Consider the following 24680-nt stretch of genomic DNA (forward strand, 5'->3'; position numbering starts at 1 on the left):
TTATGGCATATGGTCTTGCGATCCCATACTTTAATCCGAAGATATTACGCGGTATTAGCTACAGTTTCCCGTAGTTATCCCCCTCCATAAGCCAGATTCCCAAGCATTACTCACCCGTCCGCCACTCGTCAGCAAAGCGCAAGCGCTTCCTGCTACCGTTCGACTTGCATGTGTTAAGCCTGCCGCCAGCGTTCAATCTGAGCCATGATCAAACTCTTCAATTCAAGTTCAATCGCTCAATAAACTGCTTGCTTCTAAATCTTACTTTCTAAAAAGAAAGTTAATGAATTTCTAAGTTAAGCACCTATTAAGACTTCAAGTTTTTAAAATTTTTTAAACCGAAATCAATCAACAAGTGCCCACACAGATTGTCTGATAAATTTTTAAAGAACGATTTTGCTTTTCCATATTACTATTTTAAAGCGAAAATAAAACGACGCACGTTAGAAAGTTTATGTTTTCACAACTGTGCGTCGTTGTGTGGAGCGTATTATAGAGATCTGGCAATCCTTTGCAAGTGTTTTTTGTAAAAAAATTTCTAAAACAGAGCTTTCTGATTAAAACTCAACCAAGTCACTTAAACAACACTACTAAATAATATATCTATTAATCAATTGATCTGTTTTTTGAGCAATAACTAACTCTTCATTGGTAGGAATAACTAAAGCCTTACGTTCAGCATCATCTCTAGTAATGACACCCATTTTTTGTCCTACCATGGAATTGTTGGCTTCTACATCTACTTCGAATCCCAATATAGACAGTTTGTTTAATACTTTTTCTCGTAATAAAGCACTATTTTCACCTATACCTCCTGTAAATACTATAGCATCAAGTTTCCCATCTAATAAAGTACTATAACCACCAATATATTTGGCGAGTTTATGAACAAAAATATCAAGTGTTACCCCAATTTCTTCTTCAGATTGATGTTCTGCAAGGTAACGAAAATCATTGGTAATCTGAGTTAGACCTAAAATACCCGATTGTTTATTAATCATTTGGCTCACTTCATTAGGTGAAAGCCCTAAATTTTCCTGTAAATATAACAAAATATTAGCATCTAAATCTCCCGTTCTCGTTCCCATCATTAATCCTTCATTAGGCGTGAATCCCATAGATGTATCTACTGATAATCCATTTTTTATCGCTGTAACCGAGCAACCGTTACCAAGATGACAAGTAATGAGATTAAGTTGTTCTGGATCTTTTCCTAAGCAAATACTTGCTTGTTGCATGACATAGTAGTGACTGATGCCATGAAAACCATAACGTCTAATGCCATATTTTTGATAAAGCTCTATGGGTAATGCATAAAGATAGGCAGATTTAGGTAAAGTCGTATGAAAAGAAGTGTCAAAAACAGCTACATTCTTATTTTTTAAATCAGGAAAACTTTTCATTGCAGCTTTAATCCCCACTAAGTTGGCAGGATTATGCAATGGTGCGAAACAACTCACTTTATTAATTTCATCTATAACTTCATCATTAATTAATACTTCTTCCACATATTTTTCGCCACCATGTGCAACACGATGTCCAATCGCTTTTATACTAGAAAGAAGGGACATTTCATTCGCTAGGATATGTGATGTAAAAAACTTAATCGTTGTCTCATGATTTGCATTGGGTAAATTTTCAGTATATTTTACACCCCCTAATGCCCATTTTATACGGCTTTCATTAGTATTCAAACATTCAGCTAAACCCGATAGATACTCTTTTTTTTCGTCTAAATTAATAATAGAAAACTTAAGAGATGAACTACCGCTATTCAAAACTAAAATATTATTTTTAGGCATTTTATTTTCCTACTTTTTTAGTTTTTGATTTAACTGAATTTGGTTTTACAACTTCTTGTCTTTCAATAATATCAAGACAAGAATCGCCACTACAACAAGAAGTTTCATCAACCACTTCTGTAATGTTATGAATAGGAATATTAATTGAACGTGTTGTTATATTTTCTTTGTTTTCTTTTTTAACTAGTGGTTGCACCTGTATAAGTAAAGATTCTATACCATTACTTAAACGAGCAATTGTTTTATAAGCATGGACTTTTCCATTTTTCTGTTCTACCGCATTAATCGCCGCATCAACGGCCGTTTGGACCTCGCTAATCTCACCAATAAACTTCACTAAAACAAGACCTGAACCATTTGTAAGCTCATAACCTAACAAAGTAACATTAGCTGATTTTACTCCTGCATCCGCAGCTTCTATGGCATTAGATAGCCCAATGACCTCGATTAATCCTAAGCTTTGTGTATTCATACTCTTCTCCTAAAAGACTTCTCTAGATAGTGAGAGTATAAAAGAACAAAAAATTCGTTTTTTGTTATTAATCGTAATTATTTTGTTCTCTTTAAACCAGTATGAACAAAATAATCTAGTTATGTATTTAGCTATCTTCAGTCAAGCGATATTCGGAGGGAGTTTTTCCTGTCACCTTTTTAAATAATCGACAGAAATAATTCAAATCATTGTAGGATAATTCAATTGAAATTTGGTTTATTTGCAAATCAGAATAACGTAACAATATCTTTGCCAATGCCATTTTTCTCTCAATGATATATTGAGAGAAACCAATACCAAAGTATTTTCTATACAATCGACTTAAATAAGAAGAACTGATGAATGTATGATCAGCAACATCATCTAACTTAAGTTCATCAAAAATATGACGTTCAATATGATATTGCGCTCTCAATATAGGTTCGACTTTAACCAAGTTTTTCCGATGTAAAAGATCAAAAATATCATTACTCATATTAATCAAAGTGCGGAGTATGTTATAAAAATTTTTTCGATCATATTTCATGATACTTAACTGTTGATTATACTTAGCAGATTTTTCTAACTCTAATCCTTTTAATCGAATAACTGTATTCAGGAGATCTTTCGAATGATTCACGGATTTATCTTCCAACAAATTTTGAGTTATTCTTTCAATCCATTTTACATATTCAAAATTCTCAAGAAAAGTGAGCATTTCTTGCTTATTTTCCTCAAATCGTTCTTCTTTCTCGCTATCTATAGAAAGCGTTGTTTTTAAAACCTCTAGTAATTTAGATGTTCGAATAGGTTTCAATAAGTAATTATTAACTTGTAATCCAAACATATTACAAGCCATATTAATATCATCATTAGCTGTCAGAACAATCACTTTAGTCTTAAGATTTTTTTCTCGTAAATAACGAATCACATCAAGTCCATTAGGCAATGGAATGTTTAAATCAACCAATAACAAATCAAGTTCCGTAATCGAATCTATCCAATTGATAGCTTTTCGACCCGTACTGGCAGTATAAATCTCAGCATCTACAATATGTTCACTTACAATCTTAGTTAGCGCAGCCATCTCCAATTGTTCATCTTCAACAATTAATATATTATACATAACTTGCCTCATTAACTGCCATCGGTATTTTCAAAATAATGGTTGTTCCCATGTTGGGTTCTTGTTTACTTTGAATAATTAAACCATAATCACTTCCAAATGATAATTTCAAACGATGATGAATATTTTTCAATCCAACACTGTTAACCTTATAATCATCATCAGTTAATGAATTATTATAAATATTAGCGATCACTTCTGTTGGAATTCCATCTCCATTATCAGCAAATTTAATACATAAATCTTGTTGTTCTTCATAAGCTGTAATACTAATAAAGCTACTTTTCTCTTTTAATTCAGCCACATATTTAAAGAAATTTTCAACAATAGGTTGCCAAATCAAAAAAGGACATTCAATATCTAAATATTTTTTATCAACATCAATCTTATAATCAAAACGATCTGCCAAACGAAGTTTTTGAATAGAAATATAATTTTCTATTAAATTGAGTTCCGTCCCTATAGTAATGCGATTATTTTTCCTTTTCTTAAGGATATATCGCATCATATCAGAAAACTGATAAACCATATTTTCTGTTTCCATTGCATTTTCTAATAATGCAAGACGACCAATTGTATTGAGAACATTAAATAAAAAGTGCGGATTAATCTGATAAGAAAGTGCTTTGTATTCAGCTTCACTTAATGATTTTTCTAATTCTGCTCTGGTTCGTTTTTCTGTTTCTAATTGTAACGTTTGTGAATGTAGCGTATTTTGCATGATATTTAAATAATTTTTCTCTGCAAGACTACGAGTAATATTAAATAAAAGATAGGCTGAAGACTCAAAACGTTCGTAAGGAATGGTATTTACTTTATAATAAGCTTTTAATAAATTAGGGTTATTTTTCCATTCTTCAGAATGATCTACAATATAAGGAATATCTTCTTCTCGGTTACCCTCTACTCTAATCTGCCCTGAAATAAATGCACCCAAATATTCTTCATTTACAATCAAAGGAACTGCAAATTCAACAAATCCACAATTACAACGATAAACAACGGGTTTATTAGCTCTCATAGCAGCAAGTCCACCAGCTTTATCACATTGAAAGCATTGATTAGCAAATATTGGAGATTCTCGGCAAATTCTACAAAAATCACTAAAACCACTTGGTTCAATTACAGGCACTCCATTTGGATCAACGAAGACTAATGCCACCCCTATTGCTTTACTAAACATATTTTGTATGACTTTTAATTGGTTAAGATCAAGCAATTCGCTAAGATGAAACTTCGTTGTCATGAATATAGCTCCTTTTACTTTGTTAGCCACCTATTTGACATGGAATACCCAATTTCTCGACTTCTATCTTTAAGCTATTCATTGTTATCGTATCTATTGAATCCGGGTGAGATTTCATCGGGTAAATTCGCCCTAATAAGGCATATTTATTTTCCCCATAATTATGATAAGGAAGTAAATGAATAGCTTTCACATTATGCATTAATTGGGTAAATTCAGCAATAGCTCGAATTGATTGCAAATCATTATTGACGCCAATAATGACGGGGATTCTAACAATAGTCTCCGTGATGTAAGAAATCCTAATTACATTCTCAAGGATTAATCGGTTATCCACTCCAGTATTTTCTCTATGCACTTGAGGATTAATCACTTTAATATCAACCAAAGCAAGATCGACAAAAGGAAAAACTGACTCAATCACTTCTTTTGACGCTAATCCAGTGGTTTCGATTGCCGTATGCCAACCTTTAGATTTGCAGGCTTTAAGTAATTCTGTAGCAAATTCAGGTTGAGAAAGTGCTTCGCCTCCTGAAAGCGTAATGCCTCCTCCTGAACGACGATAGGTGCTTTCATCTTTTTGTAATTCTTGAATCACTTCTTTGACGGTTACACGTTTACCTTTCATGAAAAGTGCAGAAGTCGGACAAACTTCCGCACATGCTCCACAATCAACACAACGGTCATGATCAACAAAAAAAGGATTACTATGAGAAATCGCTGAATATTGACAAGTTTCAATACACTTCCCACAATGTACACACTTATCCGGTTGAAACATCAATTCTGGATTCGGTTTTTGAGACTCAGGATTACTACACCATTTACAAGCTAACGGACAACCTTTGAAAAAAGGAATCGTTCTAATCCCGGGACCGTCATGTAAAGAATAGCGTTGAATATTAAAAATCACACCCGCAGCATCATAATTCACCATAATCTATCATTCCCCCATCAACATACATTAGAGCGATAAAGGACAGGTAAATAAACCTGTCCTTTTTTATTTAAATTAGAAGTGTTGTTCTGTTCGACTAATAATATCGTCTTGAACTTCTTTTGCTAATACCACAAATTGAGCACTATACCCTGCAACACGAACCACAAGATCTTGATATTGTTCAGGATTTTTTTGTGCTTTAATTAAGGTATCCCGATCAATTACATTAAACTGAACGTGCATACCTTTACGGTCAAAATAAGAACGTACCATACCGCTAAAGTTTCTTAATCCCGTTTCACCAGCAAGTGATGATGGTAAGAATTTTTGATTATATAGCGTTCCATTTGAGGCAATAAAATGGTCTAATTTAGACACTGAATTGGCTGCGGCTGTTGGACCTAATGTATCTTTACCTTGACGTGGTGAAACACCATCCGCTAAAGGTTCTTTTGCTAAACGTCCATCAGGTAATGCACCAACATCTTTACCAAATAATACGTTTGCTGACACAGGATAAATACCTGCTTGGAATTGCCCACCACGTGGATTTTTATATTTTTCCACTTCTTTACAATAAACCAATGCACAACGACGAGCCACCATATCTACCGCATCAATATCATTACCAAAACAAGGGGTACTTTCAAGAATACGTTTAATTTCTTGATATCTTGGATTGCTACTTGCTTGTGCCGTATAAGAAGAAAGTAAACGATAGACTTCATTTTTAATTGCATCCGCATTTAAATTTCCACCTTGCGACATGACCTGTTGCACTGCATTATAAACATCTTGTTCACTAATTGATGCATTGGTTACTGAGTGTAGATTACTGCCAACTGGATAACCAAAATTATCATGAAGTGCAGATTTTAGCTCATCAAGCGTTAATTTACCGTCTTCAAATACTTGTTTTTGAATGGCATACACTGAGTCCCCAGTATCTGCAACCCCAAACGCTTGTGGGCCAGTAAAGTTATAGATAGCACCACCTTCTTGTAAAGATTTACCACGTCCAATACAGTCATCAACCATGGCAGAAAGGAACGGTAATGGACAACGTTCACCATGAGCAATATCTACACAGTTACAAGCCTCAGCAAGATTACGGACAAAGAATGACATTTGTCTTTCAAATGCAGTAAAGAAATCTTCAATATTACGGAAAGATGTCAAATCTCCTGTAACCGGTCCTAGTTGTTTGCCATTAACTTGACCATTATTTAAGGTAATATCTAATATTTTAGCTACATTAAAGAACGCCGCATCATGCCAACCTTCAGTACGATGTGGTGCTTGAGGTTCAACACAACCAATAATACAATAATCACGTGCATCTTTTAGTGCTACACCACGGTTTTGCAAGGCAGGAATAATCACTTCATCATTATACATCGCAGGAACACCCAAACCTAAACGTACCACTTCACAAGCACGATATAAAAATTCTTCAGGTGTACCTTGCCATACTCGAATAGAAAATGATGGTTGCGGTAAACGTACATGAGCTGTTGCTTCCATACACATATAACTTAATTCATTCGTCGCATCTAACCCATCTTCAGTTTGACCACCAACGCATAAATTTTGGAACACCGCATAACCAGCAAAGGCTTGAGCTGAAACTTCATCACGTGTTTTATTGACATCATTAAGTTTAATCCAACAACAATCGACTAGTTCTTGTGCAAATTCTTTACTGATACTGGTATCCATTTGCAAATAAGGATACATATACTGGTCAAAACGTCCCGGAGAAATAGAATGACCACTTGATTCAATTTGCAATAAACAATGAATAAACCAAAACGATTGGCATGCTTCCCAGAAATTCGTTGCACCATGTTCTGGTACTCTACGGCAATTTTTAGCAATTTGTTGTAATTCTGCTCGGCGAGTTGGATTATTTTCTCGACTTGCTAAGGCTTCCGCATGATCTGCATAACGATGAGCAAAGTTAATTGCTGCACGATAACTGATCATAACCGCATTATAGAATTGTTGTTTTTTGATAAATTCAGGATCATTACGATTTAATCTTGCTGATGCTGCAGAAACTTCATCAATAACCCCCTGGAAACCAATTTTTAGGATTTTGCCATAGTCAACACTAACATGCCCTACCCCACCATAAAAATAGTTACCCACTGTAAAGACGCTATTTGCAATACAATCTTTGGTTTCTTGAGACATATATGCCTCAGCTAAATCACTTGTTGTTTTACCTGGCCAATAAAGGAAAGCATCATGTAATTCTTGTGCCGTTTCTTTAGGAATCACAAATGGATCCGCCAAACGATGCGCCATAGTATCAAATTCTTTTTCAACCCAAGCGAATGAAAATTCTGGGCAGATTTCTGTAGAACGTGGATGTTTAGTGATAGCACCCACAACTAATTCATCTTCACGAATTGTCACAGGTAAGTTATTAAAGATTTTTTCTGCGACTTTGGCTCGACGTAAAATGGCAGGCAAACCTTCCGTTTCTTTGTACGCTTCTGTTGCCAAAACAGCACGTTCAGATTCAACGTGAGGTTTAGCATTAATAATTTGATTTTTTAATCTCACAACTCGTTGAGTTGGATTAGAGAAACCTTTTTCGATCATAATATTGCTCCTAGCATGTATTCATTATCCTACACCGACAACATAATTGTTCAGTGTTATCTTTATTCAGTTCAAATGATTTATTCCATATTCTCTGCTTCTTCTATCGCCTCTACTGCTGTTCGAACGGCAGCCACTTCCCCCCATATCGCCAACGTCGTAACATGTTGTGGACAAGTACCAAAAATTTCAGTTACAACAACATTGGCATTTTTCGTTGCAATGTCTGCATAATAGTAAAGTTCAGGAATAGACAGCATCATCAACGCAACAGAATGAATATCACAATTCTCTAACATTGCTCTACCATCTGTTGACATATGTTTTCTCATCATACGAATCACATCTTGGCTTGGTGCATTGATAATCCGTCTTTTCATAAATTCCCCTAACGAATATTCAACGACTCAACCATGGTACAGCGGCGTTGTCTAGCAAAAGAACGTGCAGAAGTCAGTCCTTCACCAGTTGGTCCTGCAATAGTAAAGGTAGCAAAACCCTCTCCTCCGACACCGATACCCGCATAAGATGGTCCATTTTTAACAAATATCGTCGTTTGAATTAATTTTGCCATTTTGGTTAATTTCTCCACATTGGTAGAGTGCATAATGGCAGTGTGTCGATTACCATGCTCTACTTCAACAGCAAGATCAATGGCTTCATCCACATTATCTACACGAATCAACGGAAGAATCGGCATCATTAATTCATGTTGTACAAATGAATGTTTTTTATCTGTTTCAACTAAAATAATTTTCGTGCCATTCGGTGCAGAAATACCAATTTTTTCCAAAAGATATACCGCACTTTTACCTACACAACCTGTATTCGGTCCAGATTTTTTATCATTCAAAACCACATTTTGTAAAAGCTGAATCTTCGTTTGTTCAGATAACAAATAAGCACCATTATTTTGCATATGACGAACCAAACAATCCGCGACAGTATTCACGACAATGAGTTCTTTTTCCGCAATACAAGGTAAATTATTATCGAAACTACAGCCATTCACGATATCTTTGGCTGCTTTTTCAATATCTGCAGTTTCATCCACAACAACGGGGGGATTGCCTGCGCCGGCACCAATTGCTTTTTTACCACTCGACATCACAGAACGAACAATGGATGGTCCGCCGGTTGCAACCAACATTCTGACTTTCGGATGCACCATTAACGCATTGGTATTTTCAATAGAAGGTTGATCGACTGTTACCACCAAATTATCAGGCGCACCAAGCTCTGCTAATTTTTCGTTAATATATTTCACGGCTAATAACGAAACCTTACGAGAACGTGGATGTGGACTGAATACCACAGAATTTCCTGCTGCCAACATACCAATAGAGTTACAAATAATAGTTTCTGTTGGGTTCGTGGTTGGAGTAATCGACCCAATAACACCATAAGCAGAAAGCTCAATTAGCGTTAACCCCTGATCACCAGATAAGGCTTGTGTGGCTAAATCTTCAATACCTGGAGATTTCGTTGCTGCCACGCGATTTTTAATTAATTTATGCTCGTAGCATCCCATTCCAGTTTCTTCCACCGCTAATTTTGAAATTTCTGCCAAAATAGTTTCTGTCTGAAACACTTCACGAATACCAGCAATAAAATTTGCACGATCCTTCATCGAACAAAGAGAATATTGACGTTGAGCAACCCAAGCCGCTTCCACAGCATCATTCATACTGCTAAATATTCCCTTCACAGATTGAACATGATTTTGTTTACTTTCAGTAACTAGCTGTGAAGCTGAAACATTTTTTTCAGCTAAACAACTCTCTACAACCTGATTAATTAAATTAGCCGGAAACGTTTCTTTCACTGTTGCTGTCACCACTGAGTTTGTGGTACTTTTTTCCTGTTCTGGCTGTACACCATATTTACTGAGCACCGCAGAAACAGCTTGGCTAATCTCTACATCATTCATTATTCCCCCTTAATACCTAAATGTACGGTACTGTGGTAGATTTCACTTCAGCTGGATCAAGCGTTGAAAGTAGTTGCATGCCGACTTCTCGAGCTGCTTGTACAGCTTGTCTCACTGCACCTGAATCACCAGAAAAAGTAAAAATCACTTCATTACTAAAACTTGTACCTTTGGCAGGACTTGAGTAACTAATCGCATCAACAATCGCTGATTTTGCTGCGGTATCCGCCATTAACACACCAATTGCGGCTGGACATCCCACGGTAATACCAAAGGATTTACCAATCGGTGCCCCAAATGCTTTATTTAACGCATAGCTGGCACGAGCTGTATATTGAAATTCTAAATGACCAGCAGGCGTTCCATAGACATCACCAAAAGTGCGTTCCAATTCTGCTAATGCCACTTCCACAGCTCGTCTGGCATCAGAAACATCTTCTGCACCAAATAAAATTAAACAGCCATGACCACCACCGCCATTTGTATCTCGAGCAAGTTCAATTTTTAAAATTTCACTGTTCGTTGCTTTGACGGCTTCATCTGCGGCAAAAATATGAGGTCCAGCCCCTGTTCTTGCCCCCAAAATACCAATAGAACGATATTTCTTATCCACTTCAAGTAGTTCATGAAGTTGGTTATCCACATTAGCGACAACTAAACCAATTGTTTGACCAATTCCTGTACCGACAAACTCTGTCAAACCGCAACCCTCTACACAAGAAGAGGAGCAATTATCTTTCGATGATTGTCGATTTATCACTTCTGATACAATTTTTTCTACAAGATGATTTGTCATTTTGCTCCTCCTTTATTTGCTTAAGGTTTTAGACTTGTTGGCAGAATTTTTTCAACTTCAGTATGTGGACGAGGAATAACATGAATAGATACTACTTCACCCACTTTACTTGCGGCAGAAGAACCAGCGTCTGTTGCAGCTTTTACTGCACCAACATCGCCACGAACCATCACTGTAATTAAACCTGAACCAATTTTTTCATAACCAACTAAATTAACATTTGCTGATTTAACCATGGTATCTGCTGCTTCAATTGCTGCGACTAGACCTTTTGTTTCAACCATACCTAATGCTTCTTGTTGCATAACGAGCTCCTTACTAGATGTTATTAATAAATTAACAAAAAACAGAATATGTCTTTTGTTGGCATTTATATTAAAAAAAGCAATAAAAAATATCTTGACAGAGAAGGGGGATTTTTTGCTAAAGATAGAAATCAAATGTCAAAAAAGTACTATCCCAATCAAAAAATACGTCATAAATTGACACCAGAAAACCCCAAAACAATATCTTAATAAAATGTGAATTTGATGGTTTTAAATAGAAAAGAATAAGAAAGGGAAAGAAATATTTCTTGAGAAAGAAGAACATCAAACTATCATATCAATCAATAGTTATAAAATAGTTACCCAAACAGAATTTTTCTACAGCTTTACGTAATATCGCCATATCTTGCTCTACACTACCACCACTTACGCCAAGTCCAGCCACAATAGAACCATTTCGTTTACACAGAAATCCACCACCAATTCCTGTTATATTAGGATTATTTTGACTAAGTAAATAAAGATCTGCGTGTGGTTGTAGCATCGCATTAAGTTGATGAGTTGGCATTTTCATTGCAATCGCTGTATATGCTTTCTGAAAAGCGAGCTGATGGCTAACCAGCAAAGTATTTGGCATCGCAAAATAAAAACGTTGCAATCCATTTTTATCCACAAGAGAAAAAACAACATCAATCCCCATTTCTTGCGCCGTTTTCTCGACATTGGTTGCAAGCAATACCATTTCATCAAAAGTTAACATTCTATTATGCTGTTCAGATTGAACTCGCTCAATACTTTGTAAAATAGTTTGTTCCAAACTCATTATATTTATGTTGTTCATCAATTCCCCTTGATTAAGATCTATTCATGCACAAATTCAGTAGAATCCACAATACCAACAATCGCCGCATCAATAACAGAATAATCTTTATTCTGTTGCGCAAAACGTGCTGAACTCCCGTTTGAAACAATAACAATTTCACCGATTCCCGCACCAACAGTGTCCACGGCGACTTCGGATGACCCAACTAACTCTAAACTAAGATCTAATCGAGAAATCATTAATAATTTCATTCCTCCTAAAGAAGGATCTTTAGTTGTCGAAACAACTGTACCGATAACCTTTGCCAAATACATAAATTCTCCTAATAACGAATTATTTTGATATGCTGTTTACTTAGCCAATCTTTTGCTGATGGCGTGATCAAGCTTGCATTAGGAATAGATAAAACTTGCTCTTTGACCAAATATCGAACATCTGCAAATTGAATAATCGTCTTATCCAACCTACGATCTAAATTTGTTTGAAAATGTCTTGCAAGCTGCGTTATTGCCGACACAATAACATTCAACCCCAACAGCGCTTTACGATAATATTCACCTAAGTTTTGATAGCCTGATGTTAAACAAGCCATATAATCTAATGTAACAATCACCTGTTTTCTGGATAACAAATATTCCTGTACCCATTGAGAAGCAATATTATCCGCCAAACCTAAACTAATTTTAGCTAAACTATTTAACGATAACTCTGGCAGAATCAATGCGGTACAATCATTCAAATCTGAACTAAATTCTACATTCGGTAAATTTTCAATTATGATCTTCTTATATTTTTCAAAAGAATTTTTCGCAGATTCAGAGCAACAAACAACAAGGCGATAATTAGCAGGAATTTTTTGCAACTGTGCAAAAATCGCTAAATAATCTGGACATTCCTTGCCGGTAAACAACACGGCTAATTTCATCATGGAATTTTTTTTATTCAATTCCTCAATTACCTGTTCAATCAATAAAGAAAGTTGATAATTTTCCATTTTTTCACCGCACATTTTATCTTTAGTTAGACATCACGGTTACCAACGCATCATTCGCTAATCCTAAAGCATTTGCCTCTTCTACATCAATGTGCATTTCAAGGACAAAGGCTGGACTCACTCGTACAATCACATTGTCTAACACTCCACCACGGTTACCTGATACCGCAACAGAAACTTTCTGTTCGTCTTTTATATCATATTGCAAAGCAAGATCAGGAGACATATGAATATGCCGCCAAGCAACAATAGCACAACGATCTTTTTTCACCGAACCTTGTGGACCAATAATTTCCAAAGATTCGGCATTCGCCAATTCTCCAGACATACAAATCGGTGCCTGGATGCCTAATACATAATTATCTCCCACCGAAATTTCAATTTGCGTTTCTTTACGTAAAGGTCCCAATACTCGAACTTTTTGAATCTCCCCTTTAGGTCCTTTTATCGTCACCATTTCCTTAGCGGCAAATTGCCCCGGTTGTTTCACTGCTCTTAAACGTGTTAATTCTGTACCTTGACCAAATAAAATATCCATGTCTTCTCGACTCAAGTGAACATGGCGATTAGACACACCAATTGGCACTCGTAGTTTAGCTTGTCTTCCAAACGCAGAAGATGCAGGAGTATTTAAATTTGTTAATAGTTGATCAGCCAGCTGTTTTGCTTGTGTTAAATTCATATTTTTACCCCATAATACGTTTTAATAAAAATTCAATATCTTTTGCTGTTACTGCTCGAGGATTGGTTGGTGTACAACCATCTTGCAAAATCGCTGCAATAGTGGCTTGATTATCCTTCTGTAATAGCGAGAGATCGACACCTAACTCTCGTAAAGATGCAGGCATTGAAAAACTTTTATTTAATTGACGAATACATTCAATCAATTCTTTCACCCCAACTAAAGGATTATTGGTATTAATTCCCATTCCTTTAGCACAAATAAGATAACGAGCTTGAATAGCTTCATTTCGATCCGCATTAAATTCAATAATAATAGGCAACAGCATGGCGTTAATTTTGCCATGGGGAATATGAAATAATGCCCCTAAAGTATGAGCCATGCCATGCACCAATCCTAATCCTGAAGAGGTAAATGCCATACCTGCCATACAAGAGGCGTTATGAACTTTCTCTCGAGCCAATAGATTATCCGGGGTTTTATAGACTTGCGGCAAATAGGTTGCGACTAATTTAATGGCTTTTTCTGCTAAAGCATCACTAAAATCATTCGCGTTGGTTGAAACAATAGCTTCAATAGAATGAGTTAACACATCCATTCCCGTGTCCGCTGCAATAGGTTTGGGAACAGATAAAACTAAACGAGCATCCAAAATGGCTATATCCGCCAATAAATCCGTGGACACTAATGGATATTTTCTATTTCTTTCAGCATCGGAAATAACCGCATAAGATGTAACTTCTGAACCCGATCCACTCGTTGTTGGAATTGCAATGAGAGGTAAATTTGCACCTTTATTAATTAACGCATAGGTCGCTCGAATTCCCTTGCAAGCATCTAGCGCTGAACCACCTCCCAAAGCAATAAATACCTCTGGGGAAAAATCGCTGAAAAAAGCCGTACCTTGTTGCAAAATCTGAATATCTGGATCAGGTTTAACCTGATCAAACACTTTCACCTGAGTTCCCAAATAATGCAATACTTGGGATAATAAGGGAGAATGAGCAATAAAATTATCCGTAACAATAGCTACCCGATGTTGCTCATACCGTTTTAATATGGCTAACGCTTCATTACCACTAAAAATAGTTGTTTTTACACTAAATTCATCAATCATAGTCACCCACCTAAATAAAACTTCAATAGGTACTATTATTAATATTACTGACAAATTATTTTGTAAAAGAATAGGATTTTTTTGTCTTTATTTTTTTCTTTACGTCAACTGCCGATAAACTTTTAACGCATAAGCATCTGACATGCCCGCCATATAATCGCAAATAATCCGTTTTTTACCGTTTGATTCTGCTTTCAGCCAACGATTTACGGTATTGCGTGGTAACAAGCGTTCAGGATCACTAGCAAAAATTTGGAACATTTCGGTTAAAATGCGTTGCCCTTTATATTCAATTCGTTGGGTTTCCACATCACGAATCACGTATTTAAATACAAAGGCCTTAAACACGTTTAAAACATCTTCCACTTCAGTTGGTAATTCTGCATTATAACGTAGCAATGGCTCGGCAAAATCTGCCGTTAGTTTCCACCGCACGTTGGTAATAAAGAAATTCACCAATGCCCCAATGGCGTTTTTTCGTTCATAATGGTATTCAGAAAATAATTTAGTGGTTAAAGCATCAATATTTTTGACAACCCATTCTGATGAACAGGCCTTTAATTCTTGTAACGCAATTTGCCACAGATTTTGGTTAATCATGCCGACAACAATCGCATCTTCAAAATCATGTACACCATAAGCAATATCGTCAGCCAATTCCATAATGCTACAATCTAAGGACTTAAAACGTGTTTTCAAAAATTCACTTGGTTCTGCCCGCACTTTTTTTAGCGAAGTAAATAATATCCGATCTTGCTCAGATAATGGCTGCAATAACCAATCAAACACAGGCAAATCATCACGGAAAATCCCTTTACCCGGTCGCCAGTCCACCGCTCTAAAATCTTGTTCTGCAAAAGAAAGTGCGGTGTATTTTGGCGAAGTTTCATCTAAAATGGCAGGATATTTTACCACGCCCAATAGGGTTCTACGTGTTAAATTCATACCCGCATTAGGCGTATAAGGTTCTAGCTTAGTTAATAAACGGAAAGTTTGTGCATTGCCTTCAAATCCACCTGAATCATACATCATTGAATTTAAAGCAGTTTCACCACCGTGACCAAATGGTGGGTGTCCAATATCGTGGGCAAAACACAGGCTTTCGATAAGATCGGCAGTTGGCAATAATGATTTAATCTCTTGTTGTAGCTTAGTTTTATCTATGTTTAATTGATCGGCTAAAGCTTTATAAGTATCTACCAATTTTAATTGTGAAACCAAACTACTGCCAATTTGAGCCACTTCCAAAGAATGGGTCAATCGAGTACGGAAGAAATCATTTTCACCCACTGCGTGAATTTGCGTTTTCGCCTGTAAACAGCGAAATGCCGCACTATGTAAAATTCTAGCACGATCACGACGAAATGGCGGACGATGATCTTTTTCTCTTGGTTTATCATTGAGTTGACGTTCTAACCAAATAGGATTAAGATTATTTTTTAACATTTACGCCACCATATATAATAAATGAAACACGAGCGGAGCAAGAATAGAGCTAATAATGCCACATAACACTAACGCAATTGAACTATAAGTAGAAGCCTTAACATCATGTTCCATTAATGCAGCGGTACCAATGGCGTGAGATGTTGCTCCTACCGCAATACCAATACCTTCTGAACTGGTTAGACGCAACTTACGCAAAATTACATAACCCACCACCGCACCTTGCACCCCGGCAATTACAACACCTACGGATGCCATGGCCGGAATACCACCTAAATGCCCTGAAATCGCCATTGCAATTGGCATAGTGACCGATTTAGACATCACGGTTGCCACAATATCGGGATTTGCCCCCAACCATAGTGCGAGTCCTCCTGCCGTCAACATGGCAGTTATGGAAGCGAATGTCGTTACAAACAAAATACTTTTCCAAAAAGTAGCAATTTGACGAAGTTGCTCATATAAAGGCAACGCCAGCGCGACAATACTGACAGTCATCAAATTATTTAATGGCGCATTGCCTGCCATATAATGTTCGTAAGGCACGTTAACAAGCAACAATACACCAATCAAGATAAATACCGTCAAAACAAAGGTATTTAACAACACCGACTTTAATCGTTTGTTAATTTGCAATGCCAAAAAGAAGCTCGCAATAGTTAATAAAGAATATAAATAAATCATAGTCTATCCTTCATTTTACGTTGTAATGCTTTCTTGCGTAAACGAGCAAAAGAATGTCGCATAAATAAATAATCCGCCAAGGTTCCCACGATAACCAACGTAATTAACGAACTCACAATATTTGGAATCAGCAACGCTTTCGCTTGCGAAATAAGCACATCAAAATGTTGCATAATCCCCACGCTAATCGGCACGAACAGCACCATCATATAGCGAATCAACAAATTAGCGCCGAAAAAAATCCATTCTACTTTTATCAATTGCGTAGTTAACCCGAAGAAAAGTAACAATAATCCTACGATACTGCCCGGAATACCAAGGGGAACCAAATACACAATGCCATTCCCAATCCAAAGAAAAGCATATAAAATCGCCAAAGAACGTATCAATTCAATTATTTTTCTTTTTGCCATATCATTTTCAACTCTTTTAATAATTTTTATAAATTTATTTTACGCTTATTTTTTTCACTTTTGTGATTTTTTCAGTAAAATGTCACTATCTTGTAATTTATATCAAAAAATATGAAAAAAATAACGTTTTTATTCACCGCACTTTTTGTTTTTATGTTTTCTAACAGCACATTTGCTATAGAACGCTGGATTAATTGCCGTGTGGTCAGTATTAGTGATGGTGATAGCATAACCTGTCTATTAAGCAATAAAAAACAAATCAAAGTGCGTTTAGCCGAGATTGATGCCCCCGAAAAAGCCCAAGCCTTTGGCAATCGCGCGAAACAAACCCTAGCCCAACTAGTACATAAAACACAGGTCACACTTAAAATCTCAGATTATGACCGCTATGGTCGTACCGTTGCGACGATTTACACTCCGCAAGGGAAAAATATTAACATGCAAATGGTACAACTAGGTATGGCATGGGCCTATACACAATATATGAAAAACCCACAATATTTACAGGCTCAACGGCAAGCGCAAGCTCAACGAATTGGATTATGGAAAGATCCTCACCCCATACCACCTAATAAATTTCGTCAGCTTCAACGTCAACATAACAAGCATAACAAACAAGGACAGCACTAATGTTTAACGTTCACCAATTTCGTCAACAATTTCCTTATTTTAATCAACCAGACGCCGTCATCTATCTAGACAACGCTGCCACTGCTTTAAAACCACAAGCGTTGATTGATGCCACAGTGGAATTTTATCAATCCGCCGGTTCTGTTCATCGCAGTCAATATGATGAAAAAAACACCGCACTTTATGAGCAAGCTCGCGTTCAAGTCAAAAAGCTGATCAATGCGGAAAGCGAACAGGCGGTGATTTGGACATCCGGCACCACACAAGCGATTAATACTGTTGCCAACGGCTTAATCCCCTATCTTCAACCTGATGATGAAATTATCATCAGCGAAGCCGATCACCACGCCAATTTTGTCACATGGCACGCTATTGCGAAAAAGTGCGGTGCAAAATTACATATTTTGCCAATACTGGATAACTTTTTAATTGACGAACAGGTTCTCGTTTCCGCCTTAAACGCACGTACAAAATTGGTGGCGTTAAATTTCGTGTCTAACGTCACAGGCACCCAACAGCCCGTCCAACAACTGATTGAAAAAATTCGTCAATTTTCCACCGCATTGATTTTAGTCGATGCTGCTCAAGCCATTAGCCATCTCAAAATCGATGTACAAAAATTAGATGCAGATTTTATCGCATTCTCCGCCCACAAAATTTACGGACCGAACGGCTTAGGCGTGTTAAGTGGCAAACTATCTGCTTTAGAAAAACTGCAACCGCTGCAATACGGCGGAAAAATGGTTGCCTTTGCATCGAAACAAGACATTCGCTATGCGGAATTACCTTATCGTTTAGAAGCTGGCACGCCAAATATCGCCGCCGTAATCGGCTTTAACGCCGTATTAGAATGGTTAGAAAAATGGGATTTTGAACAAGCAGAACAGTACGCTTTACATCTCGCCAAACAAACTGAAGTGCGGTTAAACAATTACCAGAATTGTCATTTATTTTCTGCCCCACAACCTAGCACGGTGATCAGCTTTGTATTTGAAAATATTGCTTGTTCTGATCTCGCCACCTTGCTTGCCGAACAAAATATCGCTTTACGCACAGGCGCGCATTGTGCCATGCCTTATCTTGCCCGCTTAGGTGTGCCTAGCACATTACGGCTCAGTTTTGCTCCCTACAACACCGAACAAGACGTACAAGCCTTTTTTACTGCCTTAGATAAAGCATTATCATTATTGGACTAAAAAATGGAAATAATTGAACAAATTCAACAAGCTAAAAACTGGGAAGAACGCTATCGCTTGCTGATTCAAGCAGGTAAAAACCTAACCAAACCCACAGAAAACGAACTCGCCCAATGGATGGAAATTCAAGGCTGCGAAGTCAGATTATGGTGTAAAATCTCACCAAATTCAGACCGCACTTTACAGCTACAGGCTTACAGCGAAGCACGGATTATGAATGGTTTGCTTTATGTCTTAATCAACGCACTCAATGGTAAACCACTTATTCAATTACAACATTTTGATATAACAGCATTTTTCACTGAACTCGGTATCGCTCAACGATTAAGCAGTACAAGATTAAACGGCTTGAAACAAATTGAGCAAAGCATTAAGGAACTGTGCTAAACTGCGGTAAAATTCACTTTATTTTTAAGCTATTAAGGAAGATATGATGACAAGCATTCAACAACGCGCCGAACTGCAACGCCGTATTTGGCAAATCGCCAACGAAGTCCGTGGCTCTGTGGACGGATGGGATTTTAAACAATATGTCCTCGGCACGCTTTTCTACCGTTTTATTAGTGAAAACTTCGCTAATTTTTTTAACGATGAACAAACCGATTACGCTACCTTGCCTGATGATGTAATTAGCGATGCGTTAAAAGATGATGCGATTAAAACCAAAGGCTATTTTATTTACCCCAGCCAATTATTTTGCAATGTGGCGAAAAATGCCAACACGAATCCGCATTTAAATATGGATTTGGCTGAAATTTTTGATGAAATTGAAAGTTCTGCTAACGGCTATGAATCCGAACGAGATATTAAAGGCTTATTTGCCGATTTTGATATTACCAGTAACCGTTTAGGCAATACGGTGGCGGATAAAAATAAAAGACTCGCCGCTGTATTAAAAGGCGTGGCAGATTTAAATTTTGGCAATTTTGAAGATAACCATATTGATTTATTTGGCGATGCCTACGAGTTTTTAATTTCGAATTATGCCGCCAACGCTGGGAAATCAGGCGGTGAATTTTTCACGCCGCAAAATGTATCTAAATTGATTGCACAACTTGCCTTACATAAACAAACTAGCGTCAATAAAATTTATGACCCTGCTTGTGGTTCAGGCTCGCTTCTCTTACAAGCGAAAAAACATTTTGATAGCCATATTATTGAAGACGGTTTCTGGGGGCAGGAAATAAATCATACCACCTACAACCTTGCCCGTATGAATATGTTTTTGCACAACGTCAATTACAATAATTTTGATATTTCCTTGGGCGATACCCTATTAAATCCACAATTTAAAGACGACAAGCCTTTTGATGCCATTGTGTCTAATCCGCCTTATTCGATTAACTGGATAGGTTCAGACGACCCGACTTTAATTAACGATGAACGCTTTGCCCCTGCGGCTGTGCTTGCCCCAAAATCGAAAGCCGATTTTGCCTTTATTATGCACGCCCTTTCTTATTTATCGCCAAAAGGCAAAGCAGCGATTGTAACCTTTCCTGGAATATTCTATCGTGGCGGTGCAGAGCAAAAAATCCGTCAATATTTGGTGGATAATAATTTTGTGGAAACCGTCATTTCCCTTGCGCCAAATTTATTTTTTGGCACAAGTATTGCGGTGAATATCTTGGTTTTAGCCAAAAACAAGCAGGAAAATAAAACCCAATTTATTGATGCCAGCGAATTATTTAAAAAAGAAACCAATAATAACGTACTAACGGATGAACATATTGCCCAAATTATTCAAGCCTTTGATGAGAAAAAAGACATCGCTCATTTCTCGTAATTAGTAGATAACAGTAAAATCGCCGAAAATGACTATAATTTAGCGGTAAGTAGTTATGTGGAAGCCAAAGACACCCGTGAAGTAATTGATATTCAGGTGTTAAATAGCGAATTAAAAACGATTGTGGCGAATATTGATAATTTGCGTGAGCAAATTGATGAGATTGTGGAGAAAATTGCGGCATAAGATTTGCAAATGTGCGGTAAAAAATAACCGCACATTTGCAATAATAAAATTTCAGTTATTCGAGATTTTCGAATAACTCAAGTAAAGGAAATGAAAATGAATGATAAAAACCCAATCCAAATCTATCAAGCCATTGACGGCACAACTAAAATAGATGTGCGTTTTGAGCAAGAAAGCGTGTGGCTAAGTTTACAACAAATGGCTGATGTGTTTGGCAGAGACAAATCGGTGATTTCTCGGCATTTACGCAATATTTATGCCGATGAAGAATTGAGCAAAGAAGCAACTGTTGCAAATTTTGCAACAGTTCAAACCGAAGGCAATCGACAAATTACACGGCAAATTGAATATTATAATTTAGATGCCATTATTTCCGTGGGTTATAGGGTTAATTCCAAAGAAGGTACAAAATTCCGCATTTGGGCGACTGAACGATTAAAAGAATACTTGATTAAAGGCTTCACAATGGATGATGAACGCCTGAAAAACTTAGGCGGTGGCAATTATTGGAAAGAATTACTAGATCGTATTCGTGAAATTCGTTCTAGCGAAAAAGTAATGTATCGGCAGGTGCTGGATTTATACGCCACCGCAATGGATTACGATGCGAAAAGCGAAACCAGTCTTCAATTTTTTAAAATCGTACAAAATAAACTGCATTACGCCGCCCACGGTAACACTGCCAGCGAAGTGATTTATTTTCGGGTAGATAGCGACAAACCTTTTGCAGGTTTAACTCATTTTAAAGGCAGTCAGCCCACTCAAGCTGAAGCGATGATTGCGAAAAATTATTTAAGCGAACAAGAATTGCGAGTCTTGAATAATATTGTATCCGCCTATTTTGATTTTGCTGAATTAAATGCCATTGAAGAACGCCCAATGAAAATGACGGATTTTGTGCAGGAACTCGATCGCATTTTAACGTCCGCCAATCGCAAAATTTTAACCAATTCGGGCAGTATTTCGCACGATCAAGCCATAGAAAAAGCCAAAACGGAATACCGTAAATACAAAGCGAGAACCCTTGACGATGTGGAAATTGCTTATTTGGAAAGCATTAATAAACTCGGTAAACAAACAAAAAAACTCAGCAAAAAATAACCGCACTTTCACAAAAAAACAGAGAAAACCAAAATGAGCAAACTGTTAGATCAAATTAGAAATTGTAATGTGGAATGGAAACCGTTGGGGGAAGTGCTTATTCGCACTAAAGGAACAAAAATTACGGCAAATGAAATGAAAAATCTGCATAAAGAGAATGCCCCTTTGAAAATCTTTGCAGGCGGAAAAAACCGTTGCTTTTGTTGATTTTGATGATATTCCTGAAAAAGATATTAACCGAGAACCGTCTATTATTGTGAAATCTCGTGGCATTATTGAATTTGAATATTATGACTTGCCATTTTCTCACAAAAATGAAATGTGGGCATACCATAGTAAAAATGAAAACATCAGTCTAAAATTTATTTACTATTTTCTCAAACAGTCGGAAAGCTATTTTCAAAAAATTGGCAGTAAAATGCAAATGCCCCAAATTGCTACACCTGATACGGATAAGTTTCTAATCCCAATCCCCCCACTTTCCCTACAATCCGAAATCGTCCACATTTTGGACACATTTACCGCGATTACCAGCGAGCTTACCCTAAGAAAAAAACAATATCAATACTATCGGGATAAATTATTAAGTTTTGATGAAAGTGTGGAATGGAAAACGTTGGGGGAAGTGATAGAATTAAAACGTGGTAAGCGTTTAGTTAGAAAAGAGCTTTTAGAAAATGGAAAATATCCTGTTTATCAAAATAGTTTAACGCCATTAGGTTTTTACGATGCTTTCAATGTTAAAGCTGATACAACCATTATTATTAGTGCAGGTGCGGTTGGCGATATTGCTTATTCTGATAGGGATTTTGGGGCGGCGGATGATGTTTTTGTATTGAATACGCCTGAAAACTTATCAAGTAAATTTTTATATTATGCTTTAATGAACCAACAAAATAAATTATATCAACAAGTAAGACGAGCAAGCATTCCAAGACTATCAAGAGAAAGTGTAGAACGGATAAAAATCCCAATCCCAGATCTTTCCGAACAACAACGCATTGTAGCTATTTTGGATAAATTTGATACTTTGGTAAACTCTCTCACCGAAGGACTGCCGAAAGAAATTGAATTAAGACAGAAACAGTATGAATATTATCTGGGGTTATTGTTGGATTTTCCAAAACCACCTCGTCAATCAAAAAAGACGAAATATGATTAACAATATAATTTGTTGCTCATAAATGTGGGACAAACCACTTTGTTAATCACAAAATGCAAAATTTGATTCGCAAACTTGTTTGTCGCTCACAGATGTAGCACAATACAGTTTGTTAATCAAAAACAGCAAAAAATGAGTAACAAAATGATCAATAATTTTAATCTTAACAACGTCGTGCATTATCGTGATGGGCAATTCCCACCGCAAAGCATAGATTTTAACCAGATTATCACCGCATTGCTTGAAGCCACCAACGCCATTGCTCGTTATGACCAAATGCTTAAAAATATGCACAATAGCGAGATTTTGCTTGCTCCTTTGCGTAGTCAAGAAGCGGTGATTTCTTCGCGTATGGAAGGCACAATTAGCACTATGGAAGAGATTTTGCGTTATGAAGCCGATGCCTTTAATGGCGATAATCTCAATGTGCGTAATGATGTGATAGAAACCGTGCTATATCAACGCACCTTAAAAAATGCCCAACTTGCTATGCAAGACGGTTATCCGCTTAGCGTTCATTTGCTCAAAACGATGCACCAGCAATTATTATCCCTTGGGCGTGGGGCGAATAAATCACCGGGGGAATTTAAAAAAGAGCAAAATTATTTAGCCGATACCGTTAGTCGTGAGATTTTATTTGTGCCGATTAGCCCTGAAAAATTACTCGATGGTTTGGAAAATTTATTCCACTATATCAATCATCATTCAGACCCTGTGTTAATTAAAACCGCCGTCAGCCATTTAGAATTTGAAGCCTTGCACCCTTTCCAAGACGGTAACGGACGCATTGGGCGAATGCTGATTACCTTGATGTTGTGGTCTAGTCAAATTATTTCTGCCCCATACTTTTATATTAGTGGTTATTTGGAAGAACACAAAAATCGCTACACTCATTTAATGCGACAAGTATCGCAAACAGGCGATTGGCATGAATGGCTCAATTTCTTTTTAAATGCCATTGCCAGCCAGTCGCAACGCAATTTACAGGTTGCTGAAAATATCCGTGATTTATACGAGCAAATGAAACAGCAATTTAGCGAGATTTTAGCCAGTAAACACGCATTGACAGTATTGGATTTTGTGTTTACTTATCCGATTTTTAGGAATAGCCAACTTAGTGAAAAAACCGACATTCCACCTGCTACGGCGAACCGTTTTACTAAGGCATTGTATGAACAAGGCATTTTAAGCATAATGGAAGAAAGTAGCGGACGAAAATCCACCTTATATTCTTTTGAAAAAATGCTAGAGTTAGTGCGTGTTTAATCGTGAATT

25 protein-coding genes, 1 rRNA gene and 1 pseudogene are annotated in these 24680 nt (G+C 36.9%); 8 read left to right on the plus strand and 19 right to left on the minus strand.

Going from position 1 to position 24680, the window contains the following annotated elements:
* From E0709_RS10875 to E0709_RS10965, 19 genes are all read right to left on the minus strand, one after another.
* A 16S ribosomal RNA gene (locus tag E0709_RS10875) occupies nucleotides 1–224 on the minus strand; the annotation flags it as partial.
* A 366-nt stretch (nucleotides 225–590) separates the two neighbouring features.
* Complete coding sequence (locus E0709_RS10880; protein WP_132302816.1) at nucleotides 591–1802, minus strand: acetate kinase; 1212 nt, start codon at nucleotides 1800–1802, stop codon at nucleotides 591–593.
* Nucleotide 1803: 1 nt separating this feature from the next.
* A complete protein-coding gene (locus E0709_RS12560) occupies nucleotides 1804–2274 on the minus strand; it encodes a BMC domain-containing protein (protein ID WP_132302815.1) in 471 nt (156 codons plus the stop codon).
* Nucleotides 2275–2401: 127 nt separating this feature from the next.
* Entirely contained in the window at nucleotides 2402–3400 is a 999-nt protein-coding gene (locus E0709_RS10890; RefSeq protein WP_165867249.1) for an AraC family transcriptional regulator, read from the minus strand.
* Nucleotides 3393–4646 carry a sensor histidine kinase gene (locus tag E0709_RS10895; protein WP_132302813.1) on the minus strand — a complete coding sequence of 418 codons (1254 nt, stop codon included), beginning with the start codon at nucleotides 4644–4646 and terminating at the stop codon, nucleotides 3393–3395. Before E0709_RS10895 ends, E0709_RS10890 begins: the two co-directional genes overlap by 8 nt.
* A 22-nt stretch (nucleotides 4647–4668) precedes the next feature.
* Nucleotides 4669–5583, minus strand: a complete 915-nt coding sequence (locus E0709_RS10900) for a glycyl-radical enzyme activating protein (RefSeq protein ID WP_132302812.1) — start codon at nucleotides 5581–5583, stop codon at nucleotides 4669–4671.
* Between the two features lie 75 nt (nucleotides 5584–5658).
* On the minus strand, nucleotides 5659–8196 hold the full coding sequence (gene grpM / locus E0709_RS10905) for a glycyl radical diol dehydratase GrpM (protein ID WP_132302811.1): 2538 nt from the start codon (nucleotides 8194–8196) through the stop codon (nucleotides 5659–5661).
* 80 nt (nucleotides 8197–8276) lie between these two features.
* Entirely contained in the window at nucleotides 8277–8576 is a 300-nt protein-coding gene (locus E0709_RS10910) for a BMC domain-containing protein (RefSeq protein WP_132302810.1), read from the minus strand.
* 8 nt (nucleotides 8577–8584) lie between these two features.
* Entirely contained in the window at nucleotides 8585–10126 is a 1542-nt protein-coding gene (locus tag E0709_RS10915; protein WP_132302809.1) for an aldehyde dehydrogenase family protein, read from the minus strand.
* Nucleotides 10127–10142: 16 nt separating this feature from the next.
* Nucleotides 10143–10922 carry a propanediol utilization microcompartment protein PduB gene (pduB, locus tag E0709_RS10920; protein WP_132302808.1) on the minus strand — a complete coding sequence of 260 codons (780 nt, stop codon included), beginning with the start codon at nucleotides 10920–10922 and terminating at the stop codon, nucleotides 10143–10145.
* Nucleotides 10923–10942: 20 nt separating this feature from the next.
* Nucleotides 10943–11227 (minus strand): propanediol utilization microcompartment protein PduA, encoded by a 285-nt coding sequence (gene pduA, locus E0709_RS10925; protein WP_132302807.1) that lies wholly within the window; start codon nucleotides 11225–11227, stop codon nucleotides 10943–10945.
* A 298-nt stretch (nucleotides 11228–11525) separates the two neighbouring features.
* Entirely contained in the window at nucleotides 11526–12029 is a 504-nt protein-coding gene (locus E0709_RS10930; RefSeq protein ID WP_132302806.1) for a GlcG/HbpS family heme-binding protein, read from the minus strand.
* 20 nt (nucleotides 12030–12049) lie between these two features.
* A complete protein-coding gene (locus E0709_RS10935) occupies nucleotides 12050–12325 on the minus strand; it encodes a EutN/CcmL family microcompartment protein (protein ID WP_132302805.1) in 276 nt (91 codons plus the stop codon).
* 8 nt (nucleotides 12326–12333) lie between these two features.
* On the minus strand, nucleotides 12334–13005 hold the full coding sequence (locus E0709_RS10940) for a flavoprotein (RefSeq protein ID WP_165867248.1): 672 nt from the start codon (nucleotides 13003–13005) through the stop codon (nucleotides 12334–12336).
* 22 nt (nucleotides 13006–13027) lie between these two features.
* Entirely contained in the window at nucleotides 13028–13687 is a 660-nt protein-coding gene (gene pduL, locus E0709_RS10945) for a phosphate propanoyltransferase (RefSeq protein ID WP_132302803.1), read from the minus strand.
* A gap of 4 nt (nucleotides 13688–13691) precedes the next feature.
* Nucleotides 13692–14804, minus strand: coding sequence for a 1-propanol dehydrogenase PduQ (locus tag E0709_RS10950; protein WP_207905261.1), 1113 nt, complete (start codon nucleotides 14802–14804; stop codon nucleotides 13692–13694).
* A gap of 99 nt (nucleotides 14805–14903) precedes the next feature.
* Nucleotides 14904–16250: an anti-phage deoxyguanosine triphosphatase gene (locus tag E0709_RS10955; protein ID WP_132302802.1), complete on the minus strand. Its 1347-nt coding sequence runs from the start codon at nucleotides 16248–16250 to the stop codon at nucleotides 14904–14906.
* A complete protein-coding gene (locus E0709_RS10960; protein WP_132302801.1) occupies nucleotides 16251–16934 on the minus strand; it encodes a CidB/LrgB family autolysis modulator in 684 nt (227 codons plus the stop codon).
* A complete protein-coding gene (locus E0709_RS10965) occupies nucleotides 16931–17347 on the minus strand; it encodes a CidA/LrgA family protein (RefSeq protein ID WP_132302800.1) in 417 nt (138 codons plus the stop codon). Before E0709_RS10965 ends, E0709_RS10960 begins: the two co-directional genes overlap by 4 nt.
* Nucleotides 17348–17458: 111 nt before the next feature.
* Here E0709_RS10965 and E0709_RS10970 point away from each other — a divergent pair, with 111 nt between their 5' ends.
* The 8 genes and pseudogenes from E0709_RS10970 (at nucleotide 17459) to E0709_RS11000 (ending at nucleotide 24671) form a co-directional block, all read left to right on the plus strand.
* Entirely contained in the window at nucleotides 17459–17977 is a 519-nt protein-coding gene (locus E0709_RS10970) for a thermonuclease family protein (protein WP_132302799.1), read from the plus strand.
* Nucleotides 17977–19173, plus strand: a complete 1197-nt coding sequence (locus E0709_RS10975; protein WP_132302798.1) for a cysteine desulfurase — start codon at nucleotides 17977–17979, stop codon at nucleotides 19171–19173. The genes E0709_RS10970 and E0709_RS10975 overlap by 1 nt, the downstream gene beginning before the upstream one ends.
* A gap of 9 nt (nucleotides 19174–19182) precedes the next feature.
* Nucleotides 19183–19560 (plus strand): SufE family protein, encoded by a 378-nt coding sequence (locus E0709_RS10980; protein WP_132302818.1) that lies wholly within the window; start codon nucleotides 19183–19185, stop codon nucleotides 19558–19560.
* A 43-nt stretch (nucleotides 19561–19603) separates the two neighbouring features.
* A pseudogene (locus E0709_RS10985) lies at nucleotides 19604–21142 on the plus strand (type I restriction-modification system subunit M).
* 96 nt (nucleotides 21143–21238) lie between these two features.
* Entirely contained in the window at nucleotides 21239–22243 is a 1005-nt protein-coding gene (locus E0709_RS10990) for a virulence RhuM family protein (protein ID WP_391540619.1), read from the plus strand.
* Nucleotides 22244–22276: 33 nt separating this feature from the next.
* The gene (locus E0709_RS12525) at nucleotides 22277–22450 is read left to right on the plus strand and encodes a restriction endonuclease subunit S domain-containing protein (RefSeq protein WP_243640875.1); all 174 of its coding nucleotides are present in this window, start codon (nucleotides 22277–22279) and stop codon (nucleotides 22448–22450) included.
* Nucleotides 22419–23405: a restriction endonuclease subunit S gene (locus tag E0709_RS10995; protein ID WP_243640874.1), complete on the plus strand. Its 987-nt coding sequence runs from the start codon at nucleotides 22419–22421 to the stop codon at nucleotides 23403–23405. The genes E0709_RS12525 and E0709_RS10995 overlap by 32 nt, the downstream gene beginning before the upstream one ends.
* 132 nt (nucleotides 23406–23537) lie before the next feature.
* Nucleotides 23538–24671 (plus strand): Fic family protein, encoded by a 1134-nt coding sequence (locus tag E0709_RS11000; RefSeq protein WP_245188797.1) that lies wholly within the window; start codon nucleotides 23538–23540, stop codon nucleotides 24669–24671.
* Nucleotides 24672–24680 lie beyond the last annotated feature (9 nt).

The organism is Lonepinella koalarum (assembly GCF_004565475.1).
Taxonomy (GTDB): domain Bacteria; phylum Pseudomonadota; class Gammaproteobacteria; order Enterobacterales; family Pasteurellaceae; genus Lonepinella; species Lonepinella koalarum.